This window comes from Variovorax sp. ISS6 (assembly GCF_056523145.1).
The window spans coordinates 802,042-823,131 of record NZ_JAWRZC010000001.1 but is presented as its reverse complement, the minus strand read 5'-3'; the positions used below and the strand labels follow the sequence as shown (position 1 = coordinate 823,131).

Annotated in this window: 17 protein-coding genes; 6 read left to right on the top strand and 11 right to left on the bottom strand. The window is 69.9% G+C overall.

Translation table 11 applies throughout. The features are described from left to right. The first annotated feature begins 8 nt into the window (after window positions 1-8). Entirely contained in the window at window positions 9-533 is a 525-nt protein-coding gene (locus AC1HIL_RS03745) for a bactofilin family protein (protein ID WP_261212084.1), read from the top strand. On the opposite strand, the gene AC1HIL_RS03740 is transcribed toward AC1HIL_RS03745, so the two are convergent. Continuing rightward, window positions 534-1,436 (bottom strand): DUF72 domain-containing protein, encoded by a 903-nt coding sequence (locus AC1HIL_RS03740; RefSeq protein WP_479671180.1) that lies wholly within the window; start codon window positions 1,434-1,436, stop codon window positions 534-536. Window positions 1,437-1,531: 95 nt separating this feature from the next. Here AC1HIL_RS03740 and AC1HIL_RS03735 point away from each other — a divergent pair, with 95 nt between their 5' ends. Next, window positions 1,532-3,043 (top strand): M20 family metallopeptidase, encoded by a 1,512-nt coding sequence (locus tag AC1HIL_RS03735; RefSeq protein WP_422099483.1) that lies wholly within the window; start codon window positions 1,532-1,534, stop codon window positions 3,041-3,043. After that, complete coding sequence (locus AC1HIL_RS03730; protein WP_479671179.1) at window positions 3,040-3,903, top strand: lysophospholipase; 864 nt, start codon at window positions 3,040-3,042, stop codon at window positions 3,901-3,903. Before AC1HIL_RS03735 ends, AC1HIL_RS03730 begins: the two co-directional genes overlap by 4 nt. 10 nt (window positions 3,904-3,913) lie before the next feature. Here AC1HIL_RS03730 and AC1HIL_RS03725 read toward each other — a convergent pair whose 3' ends face one another. From AC1HIL_RS03725 to AC1HIL_RS03700, 6 genes are all read right to left on the bottom strand, one after another. Next, window positions 3,914-6,850 carry a DUF4132 domain-containing protein gene (locus tag AC1HIL_RS03725; RefSeq protein ID WP_479671178.1) on the bottom strand — a complete coding sequence of 979 codons (2,937 nt, stop codon included), beginning with the start codon at window positions 6,848-6,850 and terminating at the stop codon, window positions 3,914-3,916. A 19-nt stretch (window positions 6,851-6,869) separates the two neighbouring features. Further along, entirely contained in the window at window positions 6,870-8,039 is a 1,170-nt protein-coding gene (locus AC1HIL_RS03720) for an MFS transporter (RefSeq protein WP_479671177.1), read from the bottom strand. A gap of 129 nt (window positions 8,040-8,168) precedes the next feature. After that, window positions 8,169-8,627: a YidB family protein gene (locus tag AC1HIL_RS03715; protein WP_057597353.1), complete on the bottom strand. Its 459-nt coding sequence runs from the start codon at window positions 8,625-8,627 to the stop codon at window positions 8,169-8,171. A gap of 99 nt (window positions 8,628-8,726) precedes the next feature. Beyond that, entirely contained in the window at window positions 8,727-10,094 is a 1,368-nt protein-coding gene (locus tag AC1HIL_RS03710; protein WP_413761958.1) for a M20/M25/M40 family metallo-hydrolase, read from the bottom strand. A gap of 107 nt (window positions 10,095-10,201) precedes the next feature. Next, the gene (locus tag AC1HIL_RS03705) at window positions 10,202-10,936 is read right to left on the bottom strand and encodes a 16S rRNA (uracil(1498)-N(3))-methyltransferase (protein WP_057593276.1); all 735 of its coding nucleotides are present in this window, start codon (window positions 10,934-10,936) and stop codon (window positions 10,202-10,204) included. An 87-nt stretch (window positions 10,937-11,023) separates the two neighbouring features. After that, window positions 11,024-12,142, bottom strand: coding sequence for an aminoglycoside phosphotransferase family protein (locus tag AC1HIL_RS03700; protein ID WP_261208800.1), 1,119 nt, complete (start codon window positions 12,140-12,142; stop codon window positions 11,024-11,026). 235 nt (window positions 12,143-12,377) lie between these two features. Here AC1HIL_RS03700 and AC1HIL_RS03695 point away from each other — a divergent pair, with 235 nt between their 5' ends. Genes AC1HIL_RS03695 through rsmA form a run of 3 tightly spaced genes read left to right on the top strand, consistent with a single transcriptional unit; the run spans window position 12,378 to window position 17,199 of the window. Then, window positions 12,378-14,990: an LPS-assembly protein LptD gene (locus AC1HIL_RS03695; RefSeq protein ID WP_057593274.1), complete on the top strand. Its 2,613-nt coding sequence runs from the start codon at window positions 12,378-12,380 to the stop codon at window positions 14,988-14,990. Between the two features lie 21 nt (window positions 14,991-15,011). After that, window positions 15,012-16,421, top strand: a complete 1,410-nt coding sequence (locus tag AC1HIL_RS03690) for a peptidylprolyl isomerase (protein WP_057593273.1) — start codon at window positions 15,012-15,014, stop codon at window positions 16,419-16,421. Window positions 16,422-16,431: 10 nt separating this feature from the next. Then, window positions 16,432-17,199: a 16S rRNA (adenine(1518)-N(6)/adenine(1519)-N(6))-dimethyltransferase RsmA gene (rsmA, locus tag AC1HIL_RS03685; RefSeq protein WP_057593272.1), complete on the top strand. Its 768-nt coding sequence runs from the start codon at window positions 16,432-16,434 to the stop codon at window positions 17,197-17,199. A gap of 82 nt (window positions 17,200-17,281) precedes the next feature. Here rsmA and AC1HIL_RS03680 read toward each other — a convergent pair whose 3' ends face one another. The 4 genes from AC1HIL_RS03680 to AC1HIL_RS03665 all read right to left on the bottom strand — a co-directional run bounded on the left by AC1HIL_RS03680 (window position 17,282) and on the right by AC1HIL_RS03665 (window position 20,964). Beyond that, window positions 17,282-17,539, bottom strand: coding sequence for a hypothetical protein (locus AC1HIL_RS03680; protein WP_172705478.1), 258 nt, complete (start codon window positions 17,537-17,539; stop codon window positions 17,282-17,284). Then, the gene (locus tag AC1HIL_RS03675; RefSeq protein WP_172705479.1) at window positions 17,518-17,943 is read right to left on the bottom strand and encodes a barstar family protein; all 426 of its coding nucleotides are present in this window, start codon (window positions 17,941-17,943) and stop codon (window positions 17,518-17,520) included. The genes AC1HIL_RS03680 and AC1HIL_RS03675 overlap by 22 nt, the downstream gene beginning before the upstream one ends. 53 nt (window positions 17,944-17,996) lie before the next feature. Continuing rightward, window positions 17,997-18,413: a guanyl-specific ribonuclease gene (locus tag AC1HIL_RS03670; RefSeq protein ID WP_057593285.1), complete on the bottom strand. Its 417-nt coding sequence runs from the start codon at window positions 18,411-18,413 to the stop codon at window positions 17,997-17,999. Between the two features lie 202 nt (window positions 18,414-18,615). Then, window positions 18,616-20,964, bottom strand: a complete 2,349-nt coding sequence (locus AC1HIL_RS03665) for an NADP-dependent malic enzyme (RefSeq protein ID WP_057593271.1) — start codon at window positions 20,962-20,964, stop codon at window positions 18,616-18,618. Window positions 20,965-21,090: the final 126 nt, after the last annotated feature.

Genomic DNA, 21,090 nt, shown 5'->3' with positions numbered 1-21,090 from the left:
GCTCTCTTTTGGCCACTTCTTCCTCCCCTTTCTTCGGCAAGCGCGACCGCGAAAACGATGCATTGACCTCCAGGCCCGCGCCGCTCGTGGGCTCGGGCACCAACCTCTCGGGCTCCCCCGTCAATCCCTCCTCGTTGACCGCCCAGGCCGGCCTCAATGCCGCCTCGGCCGCCGCACCCGCAGCCAAGGAAGGCGGCAGCAAGCTCACCGTCGGTCCCAACATCAAGCTCAAGGGCGTCGAGATCACCGACTGCGACACGCTCGTGGTCGAAGGCCTGGTCGAGGCCACGATGGATTCGCGCCTGATGCAGATCGCCGAGCAGGGCGAGTTCAAGGGCTCGGCCGAGATCGACATCGCCGAGATCCGCGGCGTGTTCGACGGCAACCTCACGGTGCGCGAGAAGCTCGTGATCCATTCGACCGGCAAGGTCACGGGCAAGATCCGCTACGGCAAGATCGTGATCGAGGAAGGCGGCCAGATCTCGGGCGAGATCAGCTTCGGCGCGAAGCCCGCGGGGCAAGCCGCGGCCTGATCAGGCTTTCTTCGAAGCCGTTCCGGTCTTCGCTTTCCTGGCCGCCGTGCCAGCCGCCTTCTTCGCGGCAGCCGGCGGCTTCGGCGTTCTGGGCGTCTTCGGTGCCGCTGCCGGTTCTTCCGCCGGCGCCGGCGGTTCCCAGCCCAGGCGCTTGAGCAATTCCGCCGCCGCCGCCGGTGCGCGCTCCTTCGCGCCGTTGATGAAGTAGACGAACACCTCGCGCGGCTTCGCGGCCGTTCCGGCCCAGCCCTGCGCGCGCTCGGCCCAGTCGTCGAGCGCCTTCGGCGCATAGCCGGTCTTCTGCTTCGCGTCGGCCATCATGAGCCGCGCATAGGCGAACTCGCCCTCGGGCTCGTCGAAGGACGGGAACTTGTCCGCGTCGGTGAAGACGGTCGACACCTTGTGCTTCTTCGCGAGCGCCTTGTAGGCCGGCACGATGAAGCTCTCGTGGCGCACGTCCATCACGTGGCGCAGCGGCGTGCTGCCCTCCTTCTTCGGCAGCAGCTCGAGGAAGGCCTCGAAGTCCTCGGCATCGAACTGCTTGGTCGGCATGAACTGCCAGACGATCGGCCCGAGCTTGGGGCCGAGCTCGGTCACGCCGCTGTCGATGAAGCGCCGGATCGATTCGCCCGCGGTGGAAAGCAGCTTGCGGTTGGTCGCGAAGCGCGAAGCCTTCATCGAGAACACGAAGCCCTCGGGCGTGTCGTCGCGCCACTTGCGGAAGTTGTCGGGCTTGAAGGTGCTGTAGTAGGTGCCGTTGATCTCGATCGCGCTGACGTGGCGGCTCGCGTAGTTCAGTTCCTTCGCGTGCGCGAGCCCCTTGGGGTAGAAGTTGTCGCGCCAGGGCTCGTAGGTCCAGCCGCCGATGCCCACCTTGATCCGAGTCGTCGATGCCTTGCTCACGTCGCCCTCCAGGTTGATCGACCGCACTCTACGCGCCCGCGGCCATGGGCGCAAAATGCGGCTTTTGTCTCGCCACCCCACCGCGGAGAACCCCGATGAACGCTCCCCTGCACCGCGAAATCCCCGCCGGCCTGCTCGACGCCGAGCGGGCCCTGTCCGACGTCACCGCTCAGTGGGACGGCGACATCGTGCGCCAGCTCACCGACTACATCGCCATTCCGGCCAAGTCGCCGGGCTTCGACAAGGACTGGTCGGCCCACGGCCACCTCGAGACCGTGCTGCGCAATGCCGCCGCCTGGGTCGAGGCGCAGAAGGTCGAGGGCCTGAAGCTGGAGATCGTGCGCCTCGAGGGCCGCACGCCGGTGCTGTTCTTCGAGGTGCCCGCCACCGGCACCGACATGCGCGAGACCGTGCTGATGTACGGCCACCTCGACAAGCAGCCCGAGTTCACCGGCTGGCGCAACGACCTCGGCCCCTGGACGCCCAAGTACGAGAACGGCCTGCTCTACGGCCGCGGCGGCGCCGACGACGGCTACGCGGTCTACGCCAGCATCGCGGCGCTGCAGGCCATCAAGCGCCAGGGCACGGCCCATCCGCGCATCGTCGGCCTGATCGAGACCTGCGAGGAGAGCGGCTCCTACGACCTGCTGCCCTACGTCGACGCGCTGCGTCCGCGCCTGGGCGAGGTCGAACTGGTGATCTGCCTCGACTCGGGCGCCGGCAACTACGACCAGCTGTGGCTCACCACCTCGCTGCGCGGCATGGCCAGCGGCACGCTCAAGGTCGAGGTGCTGACCGAGGGCATCCACTCTGGCGATGCCTCGGGGCTCGTGCCCTCGAGCTTCCGCATCATGCGCCAGGTGCTCGACCGCCTCGAGGACAGCGCCACCGGCCGGCTGCTGCCCGCGAGCTTCCACTGCGAGGTGCCGCCCGATCGGCTGGCGCAGGCCAGGGCCACGGCCGCGATCCTCGGCGAGGAGGTCTACAAGCGCTTCCCGTGGGCGCACTACGACTGCGGCGGCTCCACCATGTTCGCGCTGCCGACCACCACCGACCCGGTCGAGGCGCTGCTCAACCGCACCTGGAAGCCCACGCTGTCGGTGACCGGCGCCGAGGGTTTCCCGGCGCTGAAGGATGCCGGTAACGTGCTGCGTCCCTACACCGCCTTCAAGCTCTCGCTGCGGCTGCCGCCGCTGGTCGACGCGGCCGAGGCGGTCGCCAGCCTCAAGACGCTGCTCGAGGACAACGCGCCCTACCAGGCGCGCGTCACCTTCGAAAGCCACGGCGGCGCCACCGGCTGGAACGCGCCCACCATCACGCCCTGGTTCGAAGACGCGCTCAACAAGGCCTCGCGCGCCCACTTCGGCGCCTCCTGCGGCTACATCGGCCAGGGCGGCACGATCCCGCTGATGAACATGCTGAGCGCCGGCTTCCCGACCGCGCAGATGATGGTCTGCGGCGTGCTCGGCCCGAAGAGCAACGCCCACGGCCCGAACGAGTTCCTGCACGTGCCCTACGCCAAGAAGCTCACGGCCGCCGTGGCCGAGGTGATCGCGGCGCTGCCGGCCGCGCACCGCGCCGCGCGGGAAGCACCGGCGGCCGCGTGAGCCCGCGGGCCGCGTTGCCCGAGCCGCAGCGCGTGTCGCTCGCCGCGCCCGGCGGCGAAACGCTGGTGCTGCGCCGCCTGCCCGCGCCGGGCCCGGCACGCGCCGTGGTGGTGCTGGTGCACGGTCTCGGCGAGCATGCCGGCCGCTACCACGCGCTGGCCGAGCGGCTGCATGGCTGGGGCTTCGCCGTCTGGGCTCACGACCACCATGGCCACGGCGCCTCGAGCGGCGCGCGCGGCGGCCTGCCGAGCGAGCTGCGGCTGGTCGACGACCTCGCGCTGGTGATCGACGATGCGCGCGCCGCCAACCCGGGCCTGCCGCTGGTGCTGCTCGGGCATAGCCTGGGCGGACTGGTCGCGGCGAGCCTGGTGGCGCGCGGCGTGCGGCCGGTCGATGGGCTGGTGCTCTCGTCGCCGGGGTTCGACCCGGGCTTGAGCGGCGTCCAGAAGCTGCTGCTCGCGGTGCTGCCGCGCATCGCGCCCAACCTGCGCGTGGGCAACGGGCTCGACGACAACTTCCTCTCGCACGACCGCGCCGTGGTCCAGGCCTACCGCGACGATCCGCTGACCCACGACCGTATCGGCAGCCGGCTCGCGCGCTTCCTGGCCTACGAAGGCGAGACCGTGCTGCGCGTGGCGCCGCGCTGGCCGGTGCCCACGCTGCTGCTGTACGCGTGCGACGACCGGCTCGTGAAGCCGGCCGCGAGCCGGGCCTTCGCGCAGGCCGCCGCGGCCAGCGGGCAGGTCGAGGCGCATGGCTTCGAGACGCTCTATCACGAGCTCTTCAACGAACTCGAGGCGCAGCCGGTGTTCGATGCGCTCGAGCGCTGGCTGGAGCGGCGCTTTCCCGCCGCGGCCTGAGCGCGGGCGTTCAGGGCGCCGGCGCCCACACCGCGCGCTGCAGGTCGCGCTCGACCTCGCTCCACGCGATCGGCGCCACGTCGCCGAGGCAGCGGCCCTCGGCGCCCTCGAGCGCGACGCTCGCCACCGTCTGCTGCGTTTTCGGATCGACCGCGCCCTGCACGTACCAGCCCTCCTCGACCTGCAGCCAGATCGCCAGGCCCTCGCCCACCGGCTTGCCGAAGCGATGGACCATTCCGCCGTCGCCGACCGCGCGCTGCCAGCCACGCGCTTCCAGGCCGAGCAGGCCGGCATTCGTCACCGTGCGGCCGGTCCACTGCGGCAGCGCGCGTTGCGCGCGCAGCGCCGGGTCGAGCGCGAAGTGCGCCCGCGCGAGCTGCTCGAAGGGCTGCACGATCTCGTAGTCGGCCAGCACCGAGGCCCAGGCGGTGGCCAGCGCGGGGTCGCGCGCCGCGAACTCGAGCGGATGCGCGATGCCGATGCGCGCGCCCTCGTCGTCGGGCAGCGCGAAGGGATCGTCGTGCGGATCGACCAGCTCGCCCTCGGCGCTCGCGCGGAAGCTCGCTGCGAGTTCACCGCTCTCGTCGAACAGCCCCCACACCAGCTGCCGAACGAACACGCGCATCACCGGATGCCGCACCAGGAAGGCCATGAACTCGCCGTGCGTCCAGCGCCGCTGCTCGCACATCGCGGCCTCGAGCCGGCGCAGCTGCGTGGCCGCGACGGTCTTCGCCAGCTTGCGCAGTTCCTTGAGCTGCTCGGTCGCGGCGGCGGCCAGCGCCGCATCGTCGGCGGCATTGGGCTTGGGCAGCGCCTTCAGCGGCTTGCCCGCGGCGTCGCGCAGCAGCGGCTGCAGGCGGTCGTCCATCCGCAGCGCGAAGCGCCGCGGGCCGAAGTCCAGCGCCAGGCCCGCGCGCGCATCGAGCCCGAGCTCGGGCACCGTGCGGTCGGCCAGCTGCGCCAGGCTCAGGCCGCGCTGCGCCGCCACCTCGTCGAGCAGCGCCAAGGCCCGCGCGTTGAGGTCGGCGTAGCGCGTCTGGCGCGCGAGTTCTCCCAGGTGCATCAGCGCGGCGTCGCTGCCGATCTCGCCGAGCATCGCGAGCGCGTCGTAGGCGCGCACGCGGTCGAGCGCCGCGCGCCACTGGCGCAGCAGGCTCGCGAGCTGGCGCGCGGTCTCGTCGTCGCCGAGCCGGCCCTGCAGCGCGAACATCCAGCGCTCCTTGCCCGGGCGGCCATTGCCGATCCACCAGGCCAGCAGCGCGCGTGCGAAACGCGCCAGCGCCTCGGGCGCGACCGCGGCCTGCAGCGCCGCGAGGCCCGGGTACGGCGTCTCGGGCTGACCGAGCGCCATCGTCATCAGCACGTCGGGCAGCAGCGACAGGGGCAGCGCCCGCGTGGCGTCCTCGGCGAGCACCAGGCGCGGCAGGGTCGACAGCGGCAGTGACTTCGGCAGCACCGGCAGCGTCTCGGGCAGCAGGTGTTCGGGTGCGATGGCGAGCAGTTGCGACACGGCCTCGGCCGCGGCCGGGCCGTAGGCCATGGCTTGCGCATGGACCGCATCGGCATGGCCGGCTTCGTGCAGCCAGCGCAGCGCGGCCTGCGCCGCATCGCGTGCGATGCCCGGTGCGCCGAGCGCGTCGGGCACCAAGCCGCGCGCAGCGGTCGCGGGATAGCGGCCGAGCCAGGCGCAGGCTTCCTGCCGCACCCAGCGGTTGCCGTGGAAGCCCTTGGCGATCCAGGGCGCGAGCCGGTCCCATTCGATCACCGCGGCCAGCTCGAACATGGCGCGCGAGCCCTGCTTCAGATAGGGCGGCAGGCCCGGCAGCGCGGCCGTGCCGAAGCGATGCAGCAGCGGCCGCAGATAGCCCGCGTCGCCCATGGAGTGGCTCGCGGGTGGCAGCCGCGCGAACACCGCCATCGCCAGCGGTTCGGGCAACTGCCAGAGCTGGTCGCCGCAGCTCCACGAGTCGCCGGGCGGCTTGCCGAAGTCGTCCGCCGACAGGCTGGTGCCGTGGTCGCGGATCGCGTCCTCGATGCGCTCGGCCTTCAGGCCCAGCATCCACAGCGCCTTGCGCGGGCGGTCCCAGGCCCGGGCCTCGGGCGGCGGCTGCGTCGCGTGGTGCGGGCGCGGGTATTCGGCCAACTGGCGTTCGCCGCGCTGCCGAGCCTCGCGCACTTCATCGGCCAGCCACTGCGCGGGTTCGCCGCTGACCGGGGGATGGCGCCGCGGCACCGCGTGCTGCCAGTGCAGCCGAGCGGGCTGTTCAATGGCATCGAGCGCCAGCACCGGGATCGCGGGCAGCGCCTGCCTGTCCTTCCAGGGCGGTGCGCGCAGGAAGGCCGGCCACTGCGCGGCTTCGGCATCGGCCAGTCCACCGCCGTCGTCGGCCTGCAGCCGCGCGAGCGCCTTGCGCCGGGGCTCGTCGCAGGCGGCTTCGAGCGGCGCCTGCCATTCGGGATGCGCGGCCAGCAGCTCGAGCACCAGCGCGGCGCCGGCCTGGTGGCGCGACGGGTTGGCGGCCAGCAGTTCGCGCAGTACCAGCAGCGGCCAGCGCTCGGCCTGCTTCGCGAGCGCCGTCTTGCATTCGGGATGCCGGACATGGCCCGCGAGGAAACGCACCGCGTCGACGTGATGGATCGCGAGCAGGTCGGCCAGCGCCTCCTTGCGCGGCGCGGGCTCGAGGAACAGCGGCAACGCGTCGGCGCCATGCAGCTCGAGCACGCGCAGCCGCGCCGGCCGCTGCTGCCAGGCGGGCTGCGGATGACGGCCGAGGTGGTCGAGCTGCTCGTGCAGCGGCTGGTTGTCGGACAGCGTGGCGCCGCACTGGCGGCAGGGCGCGTTGCGGAATTCGGCGAGCGCGCCGCGCATCGGCGCCGTCCAGCGGACCGTGCCATCGGGCAAGCCGCCTGGATCGTCGCGCTGCTTCTTCGCGCGGCCGGTCGCCATCGTCGGTCCCCGTCGTGGCTCAGGCCACGCCGCGCGCGCGGCGGCGCGTGTGCGCGAGCCACAGCAGCGCGGTGCCGGTCAGCGCCACCGGCACCAGCGAACCGAGGTTCAGCAACTGCCAGCCCAGGGTCGTCACCAGCACGCCCGAGGCGAAGGAGGTCAGTGCCAGCGTCGCGAACACGCAGAAGTTGAGCGCGCCCTGGGCCCGGTCGCGCTCCTCGGCCGTGTAGGCGGTCAGCGACAGCGTGGTGCTGCCGGTGAAGAGGAAATTCCAGCCCACGCCGAGCAGGCACAGAGCGATCGCGAAATGCCGCAGCTCCACGCCCGACAGCGCGACCGCGATGCAGGCCAGATTCAGCAGCAGCCCCGCGCCCATCACCGGCAGCGCGCCGAAGCGGCGGATCAGGTGGCCGGTGAAGAAGCCCGGCGCGAACATGCCGATCACATGCCATTCGAGTACCAGCGCTGCGTCCTCGAACGGCAGGCTGCAGATCTGCATCGCGATCGGCGTCGCGGCCATTAGCAGGTTCATCACGCCGTAGCCGAGCGCGCCCGCGGCGGCGGCCACGATGAACACCGGCTGCCGCGCGATCTCGGCCAGCGGCCGTCCGCCGCCCTGCGCGCGCGCGGGCGGCGCCGGGAAGTCGATGAAGCGCATCAGCGCCATCGACAGCAGCGCCACCAGCGCGAGCGCGAGGTAGGCGCCCGCGAAGGGCACGGCGAACATCTGGCGCGTGGCGGCCGCGAGGTTCGGGCCGGCCACCGCGCCGATCAGCCCGCCGGCCATCACCAGCGAGACCGCCTTCTCGCGCCAGTCGGGCGCGGCGAGCTCGGCCGCCGCGAAGCGGTAGAGCCCCGCGTTGGCGTTGTAGTAACCCGCGACCACGGTCGCGAAGCACAGCAGCCAGAAGTTCTTCGAGAAGGCCGCGTAGGCGCACAGCAGCGCCGAGCCCAGCGCCACGGCCAGGCCGATCTGGAACGCGCCGCGGCGGCCGAAACGGCGCTGGCTGCGCACCACCAGCCCGGTGGCGAGCGCGCTGCCGACCACGTAGCCCATCACGGGCAGCGTCGCCATCCAGCCGCGCGGCGCGATGGCGAGGCCGACCAGCCCGTTGATCGCGATGAAGGTGACGTTGTTGGTCAGGAACAGGCCCTGGCAGATGGCGAGCAGCCAGAGGTTGCGATTCATGGAGGAAGCGGCACGGGGGTTGCAGACGATGGGCGAGCCCGCGGTTCTACGCGAACTCGCCGTGCCGCGCCAGCGGAGCAAAAAAAAGCGCCCTCGCGGGCGCCGAATCATTGCGTTGTTCTTCGCGGCTCAGGACTGGCGGCCTTGCAGCAGGCCGCTGAGCGAGCCCAGCAGATCCTCGTGGTTGCCGAGCCCCTGCTCGGGCACCTTGCCGTGCGGCGTGAGCTGGTCGATCAGGGCCGGCAGCATGGTGGCGAGCATCGGCAGCAGGGTTTGCGCATTGATGCCGAGCTTCGAGGCGATGCTGGCGATCGTGTCGCTGCCCAGCGCATCCTGCAGCTGACCGCCCGAGACCGGCAGGTTCTCCCCCTTGCCGACCCACGAGCCGATCACCTCGCCCAGGCCCGCCTGCTCGAACTTCGAAACCAGGCCGCCGAGGCCGCCCGTGCTTCCGTTGTTGGCGAGCAGGCCGCCCAGCGCGCCGGCCAGGCCTCCCAGATCGCCCAAGCCGCCGAGCCCCCCGCCCTGGGGCTGCTGTTGCGCAGCGCCTCCGAGCACCTGACCGAGTACCGAGTCGAGCAATCCCATGGCTTTTTCCTTGGTGTGTGACAGAACCGCGGGATTTTCCCAGGCGGTGGAATGTTGCCGAAATCTTGCTTGCTGACTTTCGGCTTACGACGTGACAAATTACTTGGTACGCGCCGCGCGTTTGGGCAGCAAGGCCGGGCTCAGGCCCTGAACGCCCACCAGCCCCAGCACGGTGACCAGCGAATTCTGCGCGCCTTTCCAGCCGTCTGTCACGTCGATCCACTCGTTGAGCGAATGGGATCCGCCCGACTTGCCGCCGCCGCCGATGATGATCGCCGGGATGCCCAGCGAGATCGGCACGTTGGCGTCGGTGCTGCCGCCGCGCAGCAGCGTCTTGTGGCCGAAGGCACTGTTCGAGCGCACCGCGGCCTCCACGATCACCGAGTCGGTCGGCGTGCGGCCACCGGGCCGGTCGCCGATCAGCCTGGTGCTCACGCTCAGCGTGTTCACGTTCCAGCGCTTGTTCTCCTCGGCCACCGCTTCGTCGAGCGTGGCGAGGATCTTCTTCTCGGTCTCGAGCAGCGAGCCCATGTCGTCCGAGCGGATGTCGATCGCCATGCGGGCATCGGGCGCGATGGTGTTGACCGAGGTGCCGCCGCCGACCGTGCCGACCGTGAAGGTGGTCTTGGGGAAACTGGGCGTGCGCACCTCGGCGATCTTGGCGATGGCGCGGCCCATGCCGTGGATCGCGCTCGGCACCTGGCCGAAGGCGCCGAAGCTGTGGCCGCCCGGGCCCTTGAAGTTCACCTCGTAGCGGTGGCTCGCGGTGCCCAGCACCAGCACGTGGCCCTCGGGGGAAGGCTCGAGGCCGACCATGCCGTCGATGTCGAGGTGGTCGCGGAAGATCGCCTTCATGCCGCGCAGGTTGCCGAGTTCCTCCTCGCCGACATTGCCGACGAACAGCAGGTCGCCCTGGGTCTGCACCTTGTTGTCGTTGAGCACCTTGAGCCAGGACAGCAGCACCGACAGGCCGCGCGTGTCGTCGGCGATGCCCGGCGCGAACAGCTTGCCGTCGCGCTCCTTGACCTTCACGTCGGTGCCGGCCGGGAACACGGTGTCGAGATGCGCCGAGACCAGCAGCTTCGGGCCGTGGCCCGTGCCCTTGCGCAGGCCGACCACGTTGCCCTCGGCGTCGATCTTCGCGTCCGCCAGGCCCAGCGCCTTCATGCGCGCGAGGAAGGCCTCGGCGCGCTTCTGTTCCTTGAAAGGCGGCGCCTCGATCTCGGTCAGCGTCCGGAGCTCCTCCACCGTGCGCTCGTGATCGGCCTTCACTGCCTCGAGCAGCTTCTGGATCGCGGGCGCGGCCATCAGCTGCGCGTAGACCTTGTCGACGTCGGGGCTCACCTGCGCCGGCGTGGGCGCCACCGGCGCGCTCTGCGCATGGGCGAGGGGGACGGCGGCGAAGGCCGCCAGGGCCAGGGCGACGGTCAGCGGGGCGAGCCGGGGCACGCGAAGCGGTCGATGCATGGGCGGGAGATCCTTTGGAAACGATGCAATGGAACGTGAAGCCCCATTGTTCCGAAAGGCCCGCGGACGTGCGTCGCGGAAAACACCCAGGAGGATGCGGGGCCGGTTCAGGCGAGGCGCACGAGCGCCGCGAGCGCGGCCGTCTCGGCGCGCAGCACGCGCGGGCCCAGGGTCACGGGGGCGAAGCCGCGCGCGAGGGCCTCGGCCTCCTCGGTGCCGCTCAGGCCGCCCTCGGGGCCGCTGAGCACCCGCACCGCGGCCGGGTCGCCGCCGGCCTGCGCGAGCGCCTCGCCGAGCGCGCGCGTGCCCTCGGCCAGGCTCAGCACGAGGCGCAGCACCGGGCCGGGCCCATCGGCCTCCGGCGCCGCCTCGAGCCAGCCCGCGAACGGCCGCACCGGATGGATCGCCGGCACCCGGTTGCGCCCGCACTGCTCGCAGGCGGCGATCGCGATGGCTTCCCAGTGCGCGCGCTTCTTCTCGGCGCGCTCGCCGGCCAGCCGCAGCACGCCGTGCGCGGTGACCAGCGGCTGGATGCTCGCCACGCCGAGCTCGGTGGCCTTCTCGACCAGCCAGTCCATGCGCTCGTTGGCCGGCATGCCGACCGCCAGGTGCACGGCACGCGCGGCCTCGCTCTCGCGGGCCGTGTGCGCGCCGACCGTCACGCTGACCTCGCTGCGGCCCATGCGCTCGACCGTGGCCGCGTACTCGCCGCCGCTGCCGTCGAACAGCGTGATGGTGTCGCCGGGCTGCAGCCGCAGCACCTGGACGTGGCGCGCGGCACCCGCGGGCAGCGCCAGCGTGGTGCCGGCGTGCAGCGGGACGGCGCAGTGAAAACGCGGCATTGCTATGAGATTCGTAGCTGCATCCCCATGGGACATGGGCGATACGGCATTGTTTTCTTCAGATTTCGTTCAGTGCTTCTTCAGCGCTCAGACCCGGCCATAGGCGAAGCCCGTGACCGCGGTCGTGCCCTCGACCTCGTCGATCACCCGCAGCAGCGGCGTGAGTTCGCTGTAGCGGCTGGCAGTGGCGCGGATGTAGGCGATGAAGCGCGGCGTGTCGGCGAGGTAGCGTGGCTTGCCGTCGCGCAGCGTGAGCCGCGCGAAGATGCCCGCGACCTTGAGGTGGCGCTGCAGGCCCATCCACTCGACTGCGCGGTAGAAGGCGCCGAAGTCCTCGTCGACCGGCAGGCCGGCCTTGCGGGCTTTCTGCCAGTAGCGCACGGTGATGTCGAGCACGAACTCCTCGTCCCAGCTCAGGAAGGCATCGCGCATCAGGCAGGCGATGTCGTAGGTGATCGGGCCGTGCACGGCGTCCTGGAAGTCGAGCACGCCCAGCGGCGTCTTGGCGCGTTCGGCGAGCGTGTCGCCCGGCGCCACCATGAGGTTGCGCGGCATGAAATCGCGGTGCACGTAGACGCTGGGCGCGGCGAGGTTGCTGTCGACGATCAGCTTGAAGCTGCGCTCCAGCCGTTCCTTGAGCTTGCCCTCGATGGCGACGCCGCGGTGGCGGCCCAGGTACCACTCGGGAAACAGCGACAGCTCGCGCTCGAGCAGCGCCCGGTCGTAGGGCGGCAGCACGCCGGGCTTCGACGAGAGCTGCCAGCGGATCAGCGCGTCGATCGCCTGGTCGTAGAGCGGGCGGCTGGTGTCGGGGCGCGCGGGGTCGAGCACCTCGAGCATGGTCTGGCGGCCGAGATCGTCGAGCAGCAAGAAGCCGTGGGCCTGGTCCCATTCGAGCACCCGCGGCGCATGCACGCCGGCCTCGGCCATGAGCCGTGCCACCTGGACGAAGGGGGCGCTGTTCTCCTTGTCGGGTGGCGCGTCCATCACGATGCGCGTGCCCTCGGGGCCGCTGCTGTCGAGGCGGAAGTAGCGGCGGAAGCTCGCATCGGCCGAGGCGAGCCGCACGGTGTCCGGGCGCAGCGCGTGTGCGTCGGCGATGCCGGCAAGCCAGGTCCGGAACGCTTCGGCCCGTTGAGGATCAGTCCAGGAAATGGCCCCAGGGAGGGCCGGGGCCGTCGGGGCCGGGGGCAGGGGTGCTGTCATGGATAATCGATTCTACAAACCGCCCGGCGCGGCAACCTCTGCGATCGAAGCCCGATCGGACCGGTTCGCCGTCGGCTCCCGCAACCGGCCGGCCTGCCGCGCCGCCTCCCCCGACGTTTCCTTTGTCCGAACCGATGCCTACGAATCCATGCCCCGACGCCTGGCACCTTGTGCGCTCGCTGCCTTCCTCGGGAGGACGCCGGGCTCTCCTCGGAACGGATCGGCGGGAGGTCTGATGAGCCGACGAGTCGACGTGCGCCGTTCCGGCCCGCCGCTGCCGCTGGCCATCCTCACGCTGGCGCTGCTGCACGCGCATGGCGCATCGGCCCAGGGAACGGGCCTCGACGGCCCGCTCACGCTCAAGCGCACGCCCCAGCTCGCGGAGACCATTCCGCCGCTGCTGCGCAGCCAACTGCCCAGCCTCGTCACCGGCGACCGCATCTCGGGCCGGCCCGACCTCGAGACCGTGGTGGAAGGCAATGCCAGCCTGCGGCGCGGCGAGACCGCCATCACCGCCGACCGCCTCGAGTACTACCAGCCCGACGACCGCGCGCGCGCCACGGGCAACGTGCGCGTCAACCAGGCCGGCAACGTCTACGAGGGCCCCGAGCTCGAGCTCAAGCTCGAGACCTTCGAGGGCTTCTTCAACAACGTGCGCTATACCTTTCTCGCCAACGGCGGGCACGGCGACGCGCAGCGCATCGACTTCGTCGACGCCAACGTGTCGGTCGCGCGCGAGGCCACCTACACCACCTGCCGGCGCGAGGACTTCCCGGGCTGGATGCCCGCCTGGATCCTGAGCGCGGCGTCGATCACCACCGACACCGAGGAGAACGTGGGCGTCGCCAAGGACGCGCGGCTGAGCTTCATGGGCATCACCACGCCGGCGCTGCCCAGCATGAGCTTCCCGCTGTCGAACGAGCGCAAGAGCGGCCTGCTGCCGCCCACCATCGGCATCGACAACACCAACGGCATCGAGTACGCGCAGCCGTACTACTGGAACATCGCGCCGAACCGCGATGCCACTTTCACGCCGACGCTGATGTCCAAGCGCGGCATCAACCTGGGTTCGGAGTTCCGCTATCTCGAGAAGGGCTACAACGGCACCATCCGGCTCGACCTGATGGGCAGCGACCGCCTGGTGGGCCAGCGCTTCAACGAGTCGCGCGCCACGCAGCTGCAGCAGCTGGCCAGCGGCCAGATCCAGGCCAAGGACCTCGACCTGCGGCAGCCCAATTCCCGGCGCTGGGGCATCTGGGCCAACCACCGCCAGGATTTCGACGCCAAGGCGCTCGGCCTCGATTCGCTCTCGGGCAGCATCAACATCAACCGCGTCAGCGACGACGACTACTGGCGCGACTTCACGCGCACGCCCACGCTGTCGCAGCGCCTGCTGCCCAACGACGCCACGCTCAACTGGAGCAAGGGCGACTGGAACGGCGTGGTGCGCGCGCTGCGCTACCAGACGCTGCAGTACAGCCTGGCGCCGGTCGTGCCCTCGTACGACCGCATGCCGCAGATCACGGCCAACTACAACAAGTACGACTGGGGCGGCTTCGACTTCTCGTTCACCACGGACTACACGCGCTTTCGCGTGAACCGCATCGCCGCCGGACAGCCCGGCTACGACGCGATCCAGCAGTCGCAGCCCGACGGCGACCGCCTGTACGCCGTGGCGGCGCTGAGCCGGCCCTTCATCACGCCGAGCACCTTCGTCATTCCGAAGGTGCAGCTGCACGCCACCAGCTACAGCTACTACGTGCCGCAGGCCGACATTCCGAAGCTCACGGTCAACGGCGTGCAGTACGTGAACGGCATTCCGTACGACCCGAGCTCGCCGGTGTTCTGGTCCACCTCGGCCAACCGCACGGTGCCGACCTTCAGCCTCGACAGCGGCCTGATCTTCGAGCGCGACGCCAGCTTCTTCGGCCGTGCCTTCCGCCAGACGCTGGAGCCGCGCGCCTACTACGTCTACACGCCCTACCGCGACCAGAGCAAGCTGCCCAACTACGACACGGCGGCCAACGACTTCAGCTTCGCGACCATCTACACCGAGAACGCGTTCTCGGGCAACGACCGCATCTCGGACACCAACACGCTCACCATGGGCGTGACCTCGCGGCTGATCGATCCCGACACCGGTGCCGAGGCCGCGCGCTTCGGCGTCGCGCAGCGCCTGCGCTTCTCGGACCAGCGCGTCACGCTGCCGGGCGCGAATCCGGTCACGGACCGCGCGAGCGACCTGCTGCTGGGCGGCCAGATCAACTGGACGCCAAAGTGGAGCCTGGACACGGTCATCCAGTACAACCCCGACACCCGCAAGTCCACGCGCAGCGCCATCAGCGCGCGCTACAACCCCGCGCCCTATCACAACGTGAACATCGCGCTGCGCTACCAGGCGCCCAGCGATGCCTACCTCGCGGCCAAGGCACTCAACCCGAACACCACCGCCGTCAACGACGGCAGCAAGTCGATCGACGTCGGCTGGCAGTGGCCGCTCAACGACTTCTGGGGCGACAAGGGCAAGGACCTCGGCCCGGGCAAGGGCCAGGGCGGCGGACGCTGGTACGCCGTGGGCCGGCTCAACTACGACCTGCAGGACCGCAAGCTCACCGACGGTGTGCTCGGCGTCGAGTACGACGGCTGCTGCTGGATCGGGCGCGTGGTGCTGCAGCGCATCACCACCGGCCAGGTGACGGCCAACACCCGCATCATGTTCCAGCTCGAATTCGTCGGTTTCGCCGCCATCGGCTCGAGCCCGATGCAGGCCCTGCGCACCAACATCCAGCGCTACCAGCCCCTGCGCACGCCGGTCGAAGGGCCGAGCCGCTTCACCAATTACGACTGAGACCAGAGACCGAGCTACGCCATGAAACACATCCGTTCCATCCTCAGCCTGGCCTGCCTCGCCACGCTGGCCGCAACTGCCGGCGCCCAGCAGGGTTTCCGCTCCGGCGGCGGCATCACCGACATCATGCGCACCGGCCCGCGGCTGGCAGCGCCGGCCGCCCGGCCCGCCGCGCCCGCCGCGCCGGTGCAGCGCGCGGCCGAGTTCATCGTCGCGCTGGTCAATTCCGAGCCGATCACCAACACCGAGGTCCTGACCCGCGTGCAGCGGCTGATCCAGGAGAACCCCGACGCCGAGCGCGTGCCGCGTCCCGAACTCGCGCGCCTGGTGCTCGAGCGGCTGATCTCCGAGCGCGCGCAGCTGCAGCTCGCCAAGGAAACCGGCATCAAGGTCGACGAGATCGCGGTCGACCAGGCCGAGCAGACCGTCGCGCGCCAGAACCAGCTGACCTTGCCCGAGCTGCGCCAGCGCGTGGCCGCCGAGGGCATCAGCCAGCAGGCCTTCCGCAACGACCTGCGCGACCAGCTCATGCTCACGCGCCTGCGCGGCCGCGAAGTCGATTCGAAGGTCAAGGTCAGCGACGCGGAAGCCGACCAGTTCCTGCAGGACCAGCGCAACAGCGGCGGCAAGGGCGATCCGTCCATGCTGAACCTCAACCTCGCGCAACTGCTGGTGGCCGTGCCCGAGAACGCCACCGAGGCGCAGGTGGCGCAGGCGCAGCAGAAGGCCCAGGGCCTCGCGCAGCGCGCGCGCGCCGGCGAGGACTTCGCCAAGCTGGTGCAGGACAACTCGGACGCGCCCGATCGCGCCAATGGCGGCGCGCTCGGGATGCGCACCGCCGACCGCTATCCGCCGCTGTTCGTCGAGGCCGTCCAGTCCACGGCCGTGGGCGGCATCGTCGGCCCGGTGCGCTCGGGCGCGGGCTTCCACGTCGTCAAGGTGATCGCCAAGGAGCAGATCGGCTCGGCCGACGCCGTGGTCACGCAGACCCATGCGCGCCACATCCTGCTGCAGAACGACCCCAAGCGCACCACCGAGCAGGCGGTGGCGCAGCTGGCCGAGTTCAAGCGGCGCATCCAGGCCGGCAACGGCGCCGACTTCGCCAGCCTGGCGCGCGACAACTCGCAGGACGGCAGCGCCAAGGACGGCGGCGACCTCGGCTGGGCGCGCCCGGGCATGTTCGTGCCCGAGTTCGAGGAGGCCATGAATCGCCTCGCGCCGGGCCAGATCAGCGATCCGGTGGTGTCGCGCTTCGGCGTCCACCTGATCCAGGTGCTCGAGCGCCGCAACGTCAAGCCGAGCCAGGACGAGCAGCGCGAAGCCGCGCGTGCCGTGCTGCGCGACCAGCGCACCGAGGAAGCCTTCAACACCTGGGCGCAGGAAGTGCGCGCGCGCGCCTACGTCGAGTTCCGCGACCCGCCGCAGTCCTGATCGACACACGATGGCGCACATTCCCAGGAAGCGCTTCGGCCAGCACTTCCTGTCCGACGGCGGCATCATCGACGCGATCGTGCGCGAGATCGCGCCGCAGCCCGGCGACCCGATGGTCGAGATCGGCCCCGGCCTCGCGGCGCTCACGCAGCCACTGGTCGAGCGGCTCGGCCGGCTCACCGTCATCGAGCTCGACCGCGACCTCGCCAAGCGGCTGCGCAGCCATCCGCAGCTCGAGGTGGTCGAGTCCGACGTGCTCAAGGTCGACTTCGCGGCGCTCGCGGCGAAGGTGCCCACCACCGCGCTGCGCGTGGTCGGCAACCTGCCCTACAACATCTCCACGCCGATCCTCTTCCACCTGCTGGGCTATGCCCACCTGGTGGCCGACCAGCACTTCATGCTGCAAAAGGAAGTGATCGACCGCATGGTGGCGCGGCCCGCCACCTCGGACTACGGCCGTCTGAGCGTGATGCTGCAGTGGCGCTACGCGATGGAGAACGTGCTGTTCGTGCCGCCCGAGAGCTTCGATCCGCCGCCGCGCGTCGACAGCGCCGTGGTGCGCATGGTGCCGCTGGCCGCGCCGCCGGCGGTCGATGCGAAGCGGCTCGAGGAGATCGTGCAGGTCGCGTTCAGCCAGCGCCGCAAGCTGCTGCGCCATACGCTGGGCCGGTGGCTCGACGAGCACGGTTTCGCCGGCGAATTCGACACGCAGCGGCGGGCCGAGGAAGTGCCGGTCGAGGCGTACGTGGCGCTGGCGCAGACGCCGGGGCTCGGTTGAGCAGGCGGCATGGAAACGAAAAAAACCCGTCGATGACGGGTTTTTTCATGCGCTGCCGGAACGCGTCCGGCGAACTCTTTCTTTAAGCCGCGGCGAGCCAGTAACCCGCGTTGAACGGGCTGCTCATGCGCAAGGCGAGCGGCGAGACGTCGACGAGCTTGTCGGTCGGCATTTTCTCGCCGGTCGGCTCGTCGGTCGCGGTGGCGGTCACCGCGGGGGTGACGGTGGCCGGGTCGATCTGGATGCCATCGAGGGTTGCCGCACCGGTCGGCTGGGCCTCGTTCGCCCGTTCTGCTTGGCTGGTTTGTGCAGAACGGGCTACAGAAAAGAATAGAAGCACCGGAAGGGCACCTTGCGGTCGCCCCAGTAGTCCGACGCGTCGCGGAAGATGTCGAGCAGCTGCTCGCGCGCTTCCTTGTCGAACTTGCCGTTGGCCGGGATCTGCTCGAGCACGATCACGAAACCGGGCTGCGGGCCCGATTTATGCAACGGGTCGGTCATGCAGTCGTACAGCGCGTCGAAGTTCTTGCCGAAGTGCGCCGGAAAGGTGAACTGCTGGGCGATCAGGTCGAGCACGTCCTGCTTCGTCTGCGCGTTGCCCAGGTTGGCATACAGGAAGTGCTGGCCTGCTGCGTTGGCGGCGTCCTGCAGGTCGCTCACGCGGAACGCGCGGATCGATTGCACGATGTTCGGGCGTACGCCACGAAGGGATAAAGTCATCTCCGCTGGTCTTTCCATAGTCATCATCATTTCTTCGGGGCGCTTCGGTGCACCGCTCAAATCGTTGTCGTCGCCGCTCATGGCTTGATCCGTCTGAAACTCGCGTAATGGTCCGCCGTGTACCAGCAGGCCTCGGGTGCCGTGCGCTGCTCGCCGCCGCAGACGATGCGCCGGGCGCCGCGATCGCGCGATCCGGGCGTGGTCACCGTGTACTCGCGATAGTGGCCGCGCCGGGCCGGGGGCAGGAGCCGCTCGCGATTGCCGAACACCGAGCCGTCCTTGTCGTACCGGAAGGGACCGCCGTTCAGGATGGCTTCGTAGGTACGCTGGCCTTGCGCCGGCAGTTCGGCCAGCGCAATCGTTTCCTGGGCGGTGGAATTCCCGGCGCCGAACCATCCGCGGGCCTCGGCCCCCGTCGTCGCCAGCGCCGCCAGCATGAAGCCGGTGAGCGCAAACTTAGCGACAGAGGACGTGATCGAGGCGCAAGACGCCATCGCCATAAAGAGGCACCACAAGAAAAGAGCGGGGGGGTTCGGATCAGCGATCAACCTTGGGGTTAACCCGCAAATCCAAGCCCGCGAGTGTGCACCACGCTGGCGAAAATAGCAAGCGACTGCCCAAAGTTTGAGCAGTATCGAGGGCTTGACAGGGACGCCATAAGTTGGCGTCCACTCTCGAAGAAATGCTTGCTAAAGCTTAACGTTCTGCGTTGGCGTCGGCCACTGTGAGTGCCGTCATGTTCACAATGCGCCGCACCGTGGCGCTCGCCGTGAGAATGTGCACAGGTTTGGCCGCTCCGAGCAGCACCGGGCCGATCGCGATGTTGCCGCCGGCCGCCGTCTTGAGCAGGTTGTAGGAAATGTTGGCGGCGTCGATGTTCGGGAAAACCAGCAGGTTGGCGTCGCCAGCCAGCGCGCTGTGCGGCATGACCACCGCGCGCTGCTTGCTGTCGAGCGCCACGTCGCCGTGCATTTCGCCGTCGACCTCGAGCCAGGGCGCCTGCACGCGCAGCAGGTCGAGCGTGCGGCGCATCTTCAGCGCGCTGGGCTCGTTGCTGGTGCCGAAATTCGAGTGCGACAGCAGCGCCGCCTTGGGCTTGAGGCCGAAGCGCATCATCTCCTCGGCCGCCATGGTCGTGATCTCGGCGAGTTCCTCGGGCGTCGGGTCGTAGTTGACGTGGGTATCGACCAGGAACACCTGGCGCTCGGGCAGCAGCAGGCCGTTCATGCAGGCGTACACCGGCACGTCCTGCGGGGTGCTGGCGCAGCCGCCGGGCCGTTTGCCGATCACCTGGTCGATGTAGTGCAGGTGGATCAGCGTGGTGCCCCAGGTGCCGCAGATCATGCCGTCGACCTCGCCCTTGTGCAGCAGCATCGCGCCGATCAGCGTGAGGCGGCGGCGCATCTCGATCTTGGCGACCTGCACCGTGATGCCCTTGCGCTCGGTCATGCGGTGGTAGGTCTGCCAGAAGTCGCGATAGCGGTGGTCCTGCTCGACGTTGACCACGTCGTAGTCGAGCTCTTCCTTCAGGCGCAGGCCGAACTTCTCGATGCGCTGGGCGATGATGGCCGGGCGGCCGATCAGCGTCGGGCGCGCGATGCCCTCGTCGACCACGATCTGGGCCGCGCGCAGCACGCGTTCTTCCTCGCCCTCGCAGTAGGCCACGCGCTTCTTCGGCGCGCGCTTGGCGGCGTCGAAGATCGGCTTCATGGTGGTGCCCGAGGCATAGACGAAGCTCTGCAGCTTGTCGCGGTAGGCGTCCATGTCCTTGATCGGACGCAGCGCCACGCCGCTTTCCTCGGCCGCCTTGGCCACGGCCGGCGCGATCTTCATCATCAGGCGCGGGTCGAAGGGCTTCGGGATCAGGTATTCGGGGCCGAACGACAGCTTCTCGCCGACGTAGGCGGCCGCCACGCGCTCGCTCTGTTCGGCCTGGGCCAGCTCGGCGATGGCATGCACCGCGGCGATCTCCATCTCGTCGGTGATCGTGGTCGCGCCCGAGTCGAGCGCGCCGCGGAAGATGTACGGGAAGCACAGGACGTTGTTGACCTGGTTCGGGTAATCGGTGCGGCCGGTGGCCATGATGATGTCGTCGCGCACCGTGCGCGCGTCTTCGGGCGTGATTTCCGGATTCGGATTGGCCAGCGCGAAGATCACCGGGCGCGTCGCCATCTTGGCGACCATCGCGGGCTTGAGCACGCCGCCGGCCGAGAGGCCCAGGAACACGTCGGCGCCCTCGATCACCTCGGCCAGCGAGCGCGCCGTGGTGTTCTGCATGTATTGGCGCTTGTCGTCGTCCATCAGCTCGGTGCGGCCTTCGTAGACCACGCCGGCCAGGTCGGTCACGAACACGTTCTCGCGCTTGAGGCCGACCTTGAGCAGCAGGTTCAGGCAGGCCAGCGCCGCGGCGCCCGCGCCCGAGGTCACGAGCTTCACGTCGGCGATGTTCTTGCCGGCCACCTTCAGGCCGTTGAGCATGGCCGCGGCCACGGTGATCGCCGTGCCGTGCTGGTCGTCGTGGAAGACCGGGATCTTCATGCGCTTGCGCAGCTCGCGCTCGACGTAGAAGCAGTCGGGCGCCTTGATGTCCTCGAGGTTGATCGCGCCGAAGGTGGGCTCGAGCGCGGCGATCACGTCCACCAGCTTCGCCGGGTCCTTCTCGTCGATCTCGATGTCGAACACGTCGACGCCGGCGAACTTCTTGAACAGGACGCCCTTGCCTTCCATCACCGGCTTGGAAGCCAGCGGGCCGATGTCGCCCAGGCCCAGCACCGCGGTGCCGTTGCTGATGACCGCCACCAGGTTGCCGCGCGCGGTGTACTTGAAGGCGTTGGCCGGGTCCTTGACGATCTCCTCGCAGGGCGCTGCCACGCCGGGCGAATAGGCCAGCGACAGGTCGCGCTGGTTGACCATCTGCTTGGTCGCGGCGATCGAGATCTTCCCGGGGACCGGAAGCTCGTGGTACTCGAGGGCGGCACGTCGAAGTTCGGCGCGTTTGTCTTCGGGCGAGGGAGTCGAGGATGACGAAGGGGTCGTGTCGGACATGTGCCGTAGCTCCTGAGGCGCTTCTTCTGGGGGCGCCGATTGTAGACCTCGGACGGTGACGGACTATGACGCCTGGCCAGGGTGCAGCCATGACCAAAATGACCAAAAGCACGGGTCTGCGGTCAA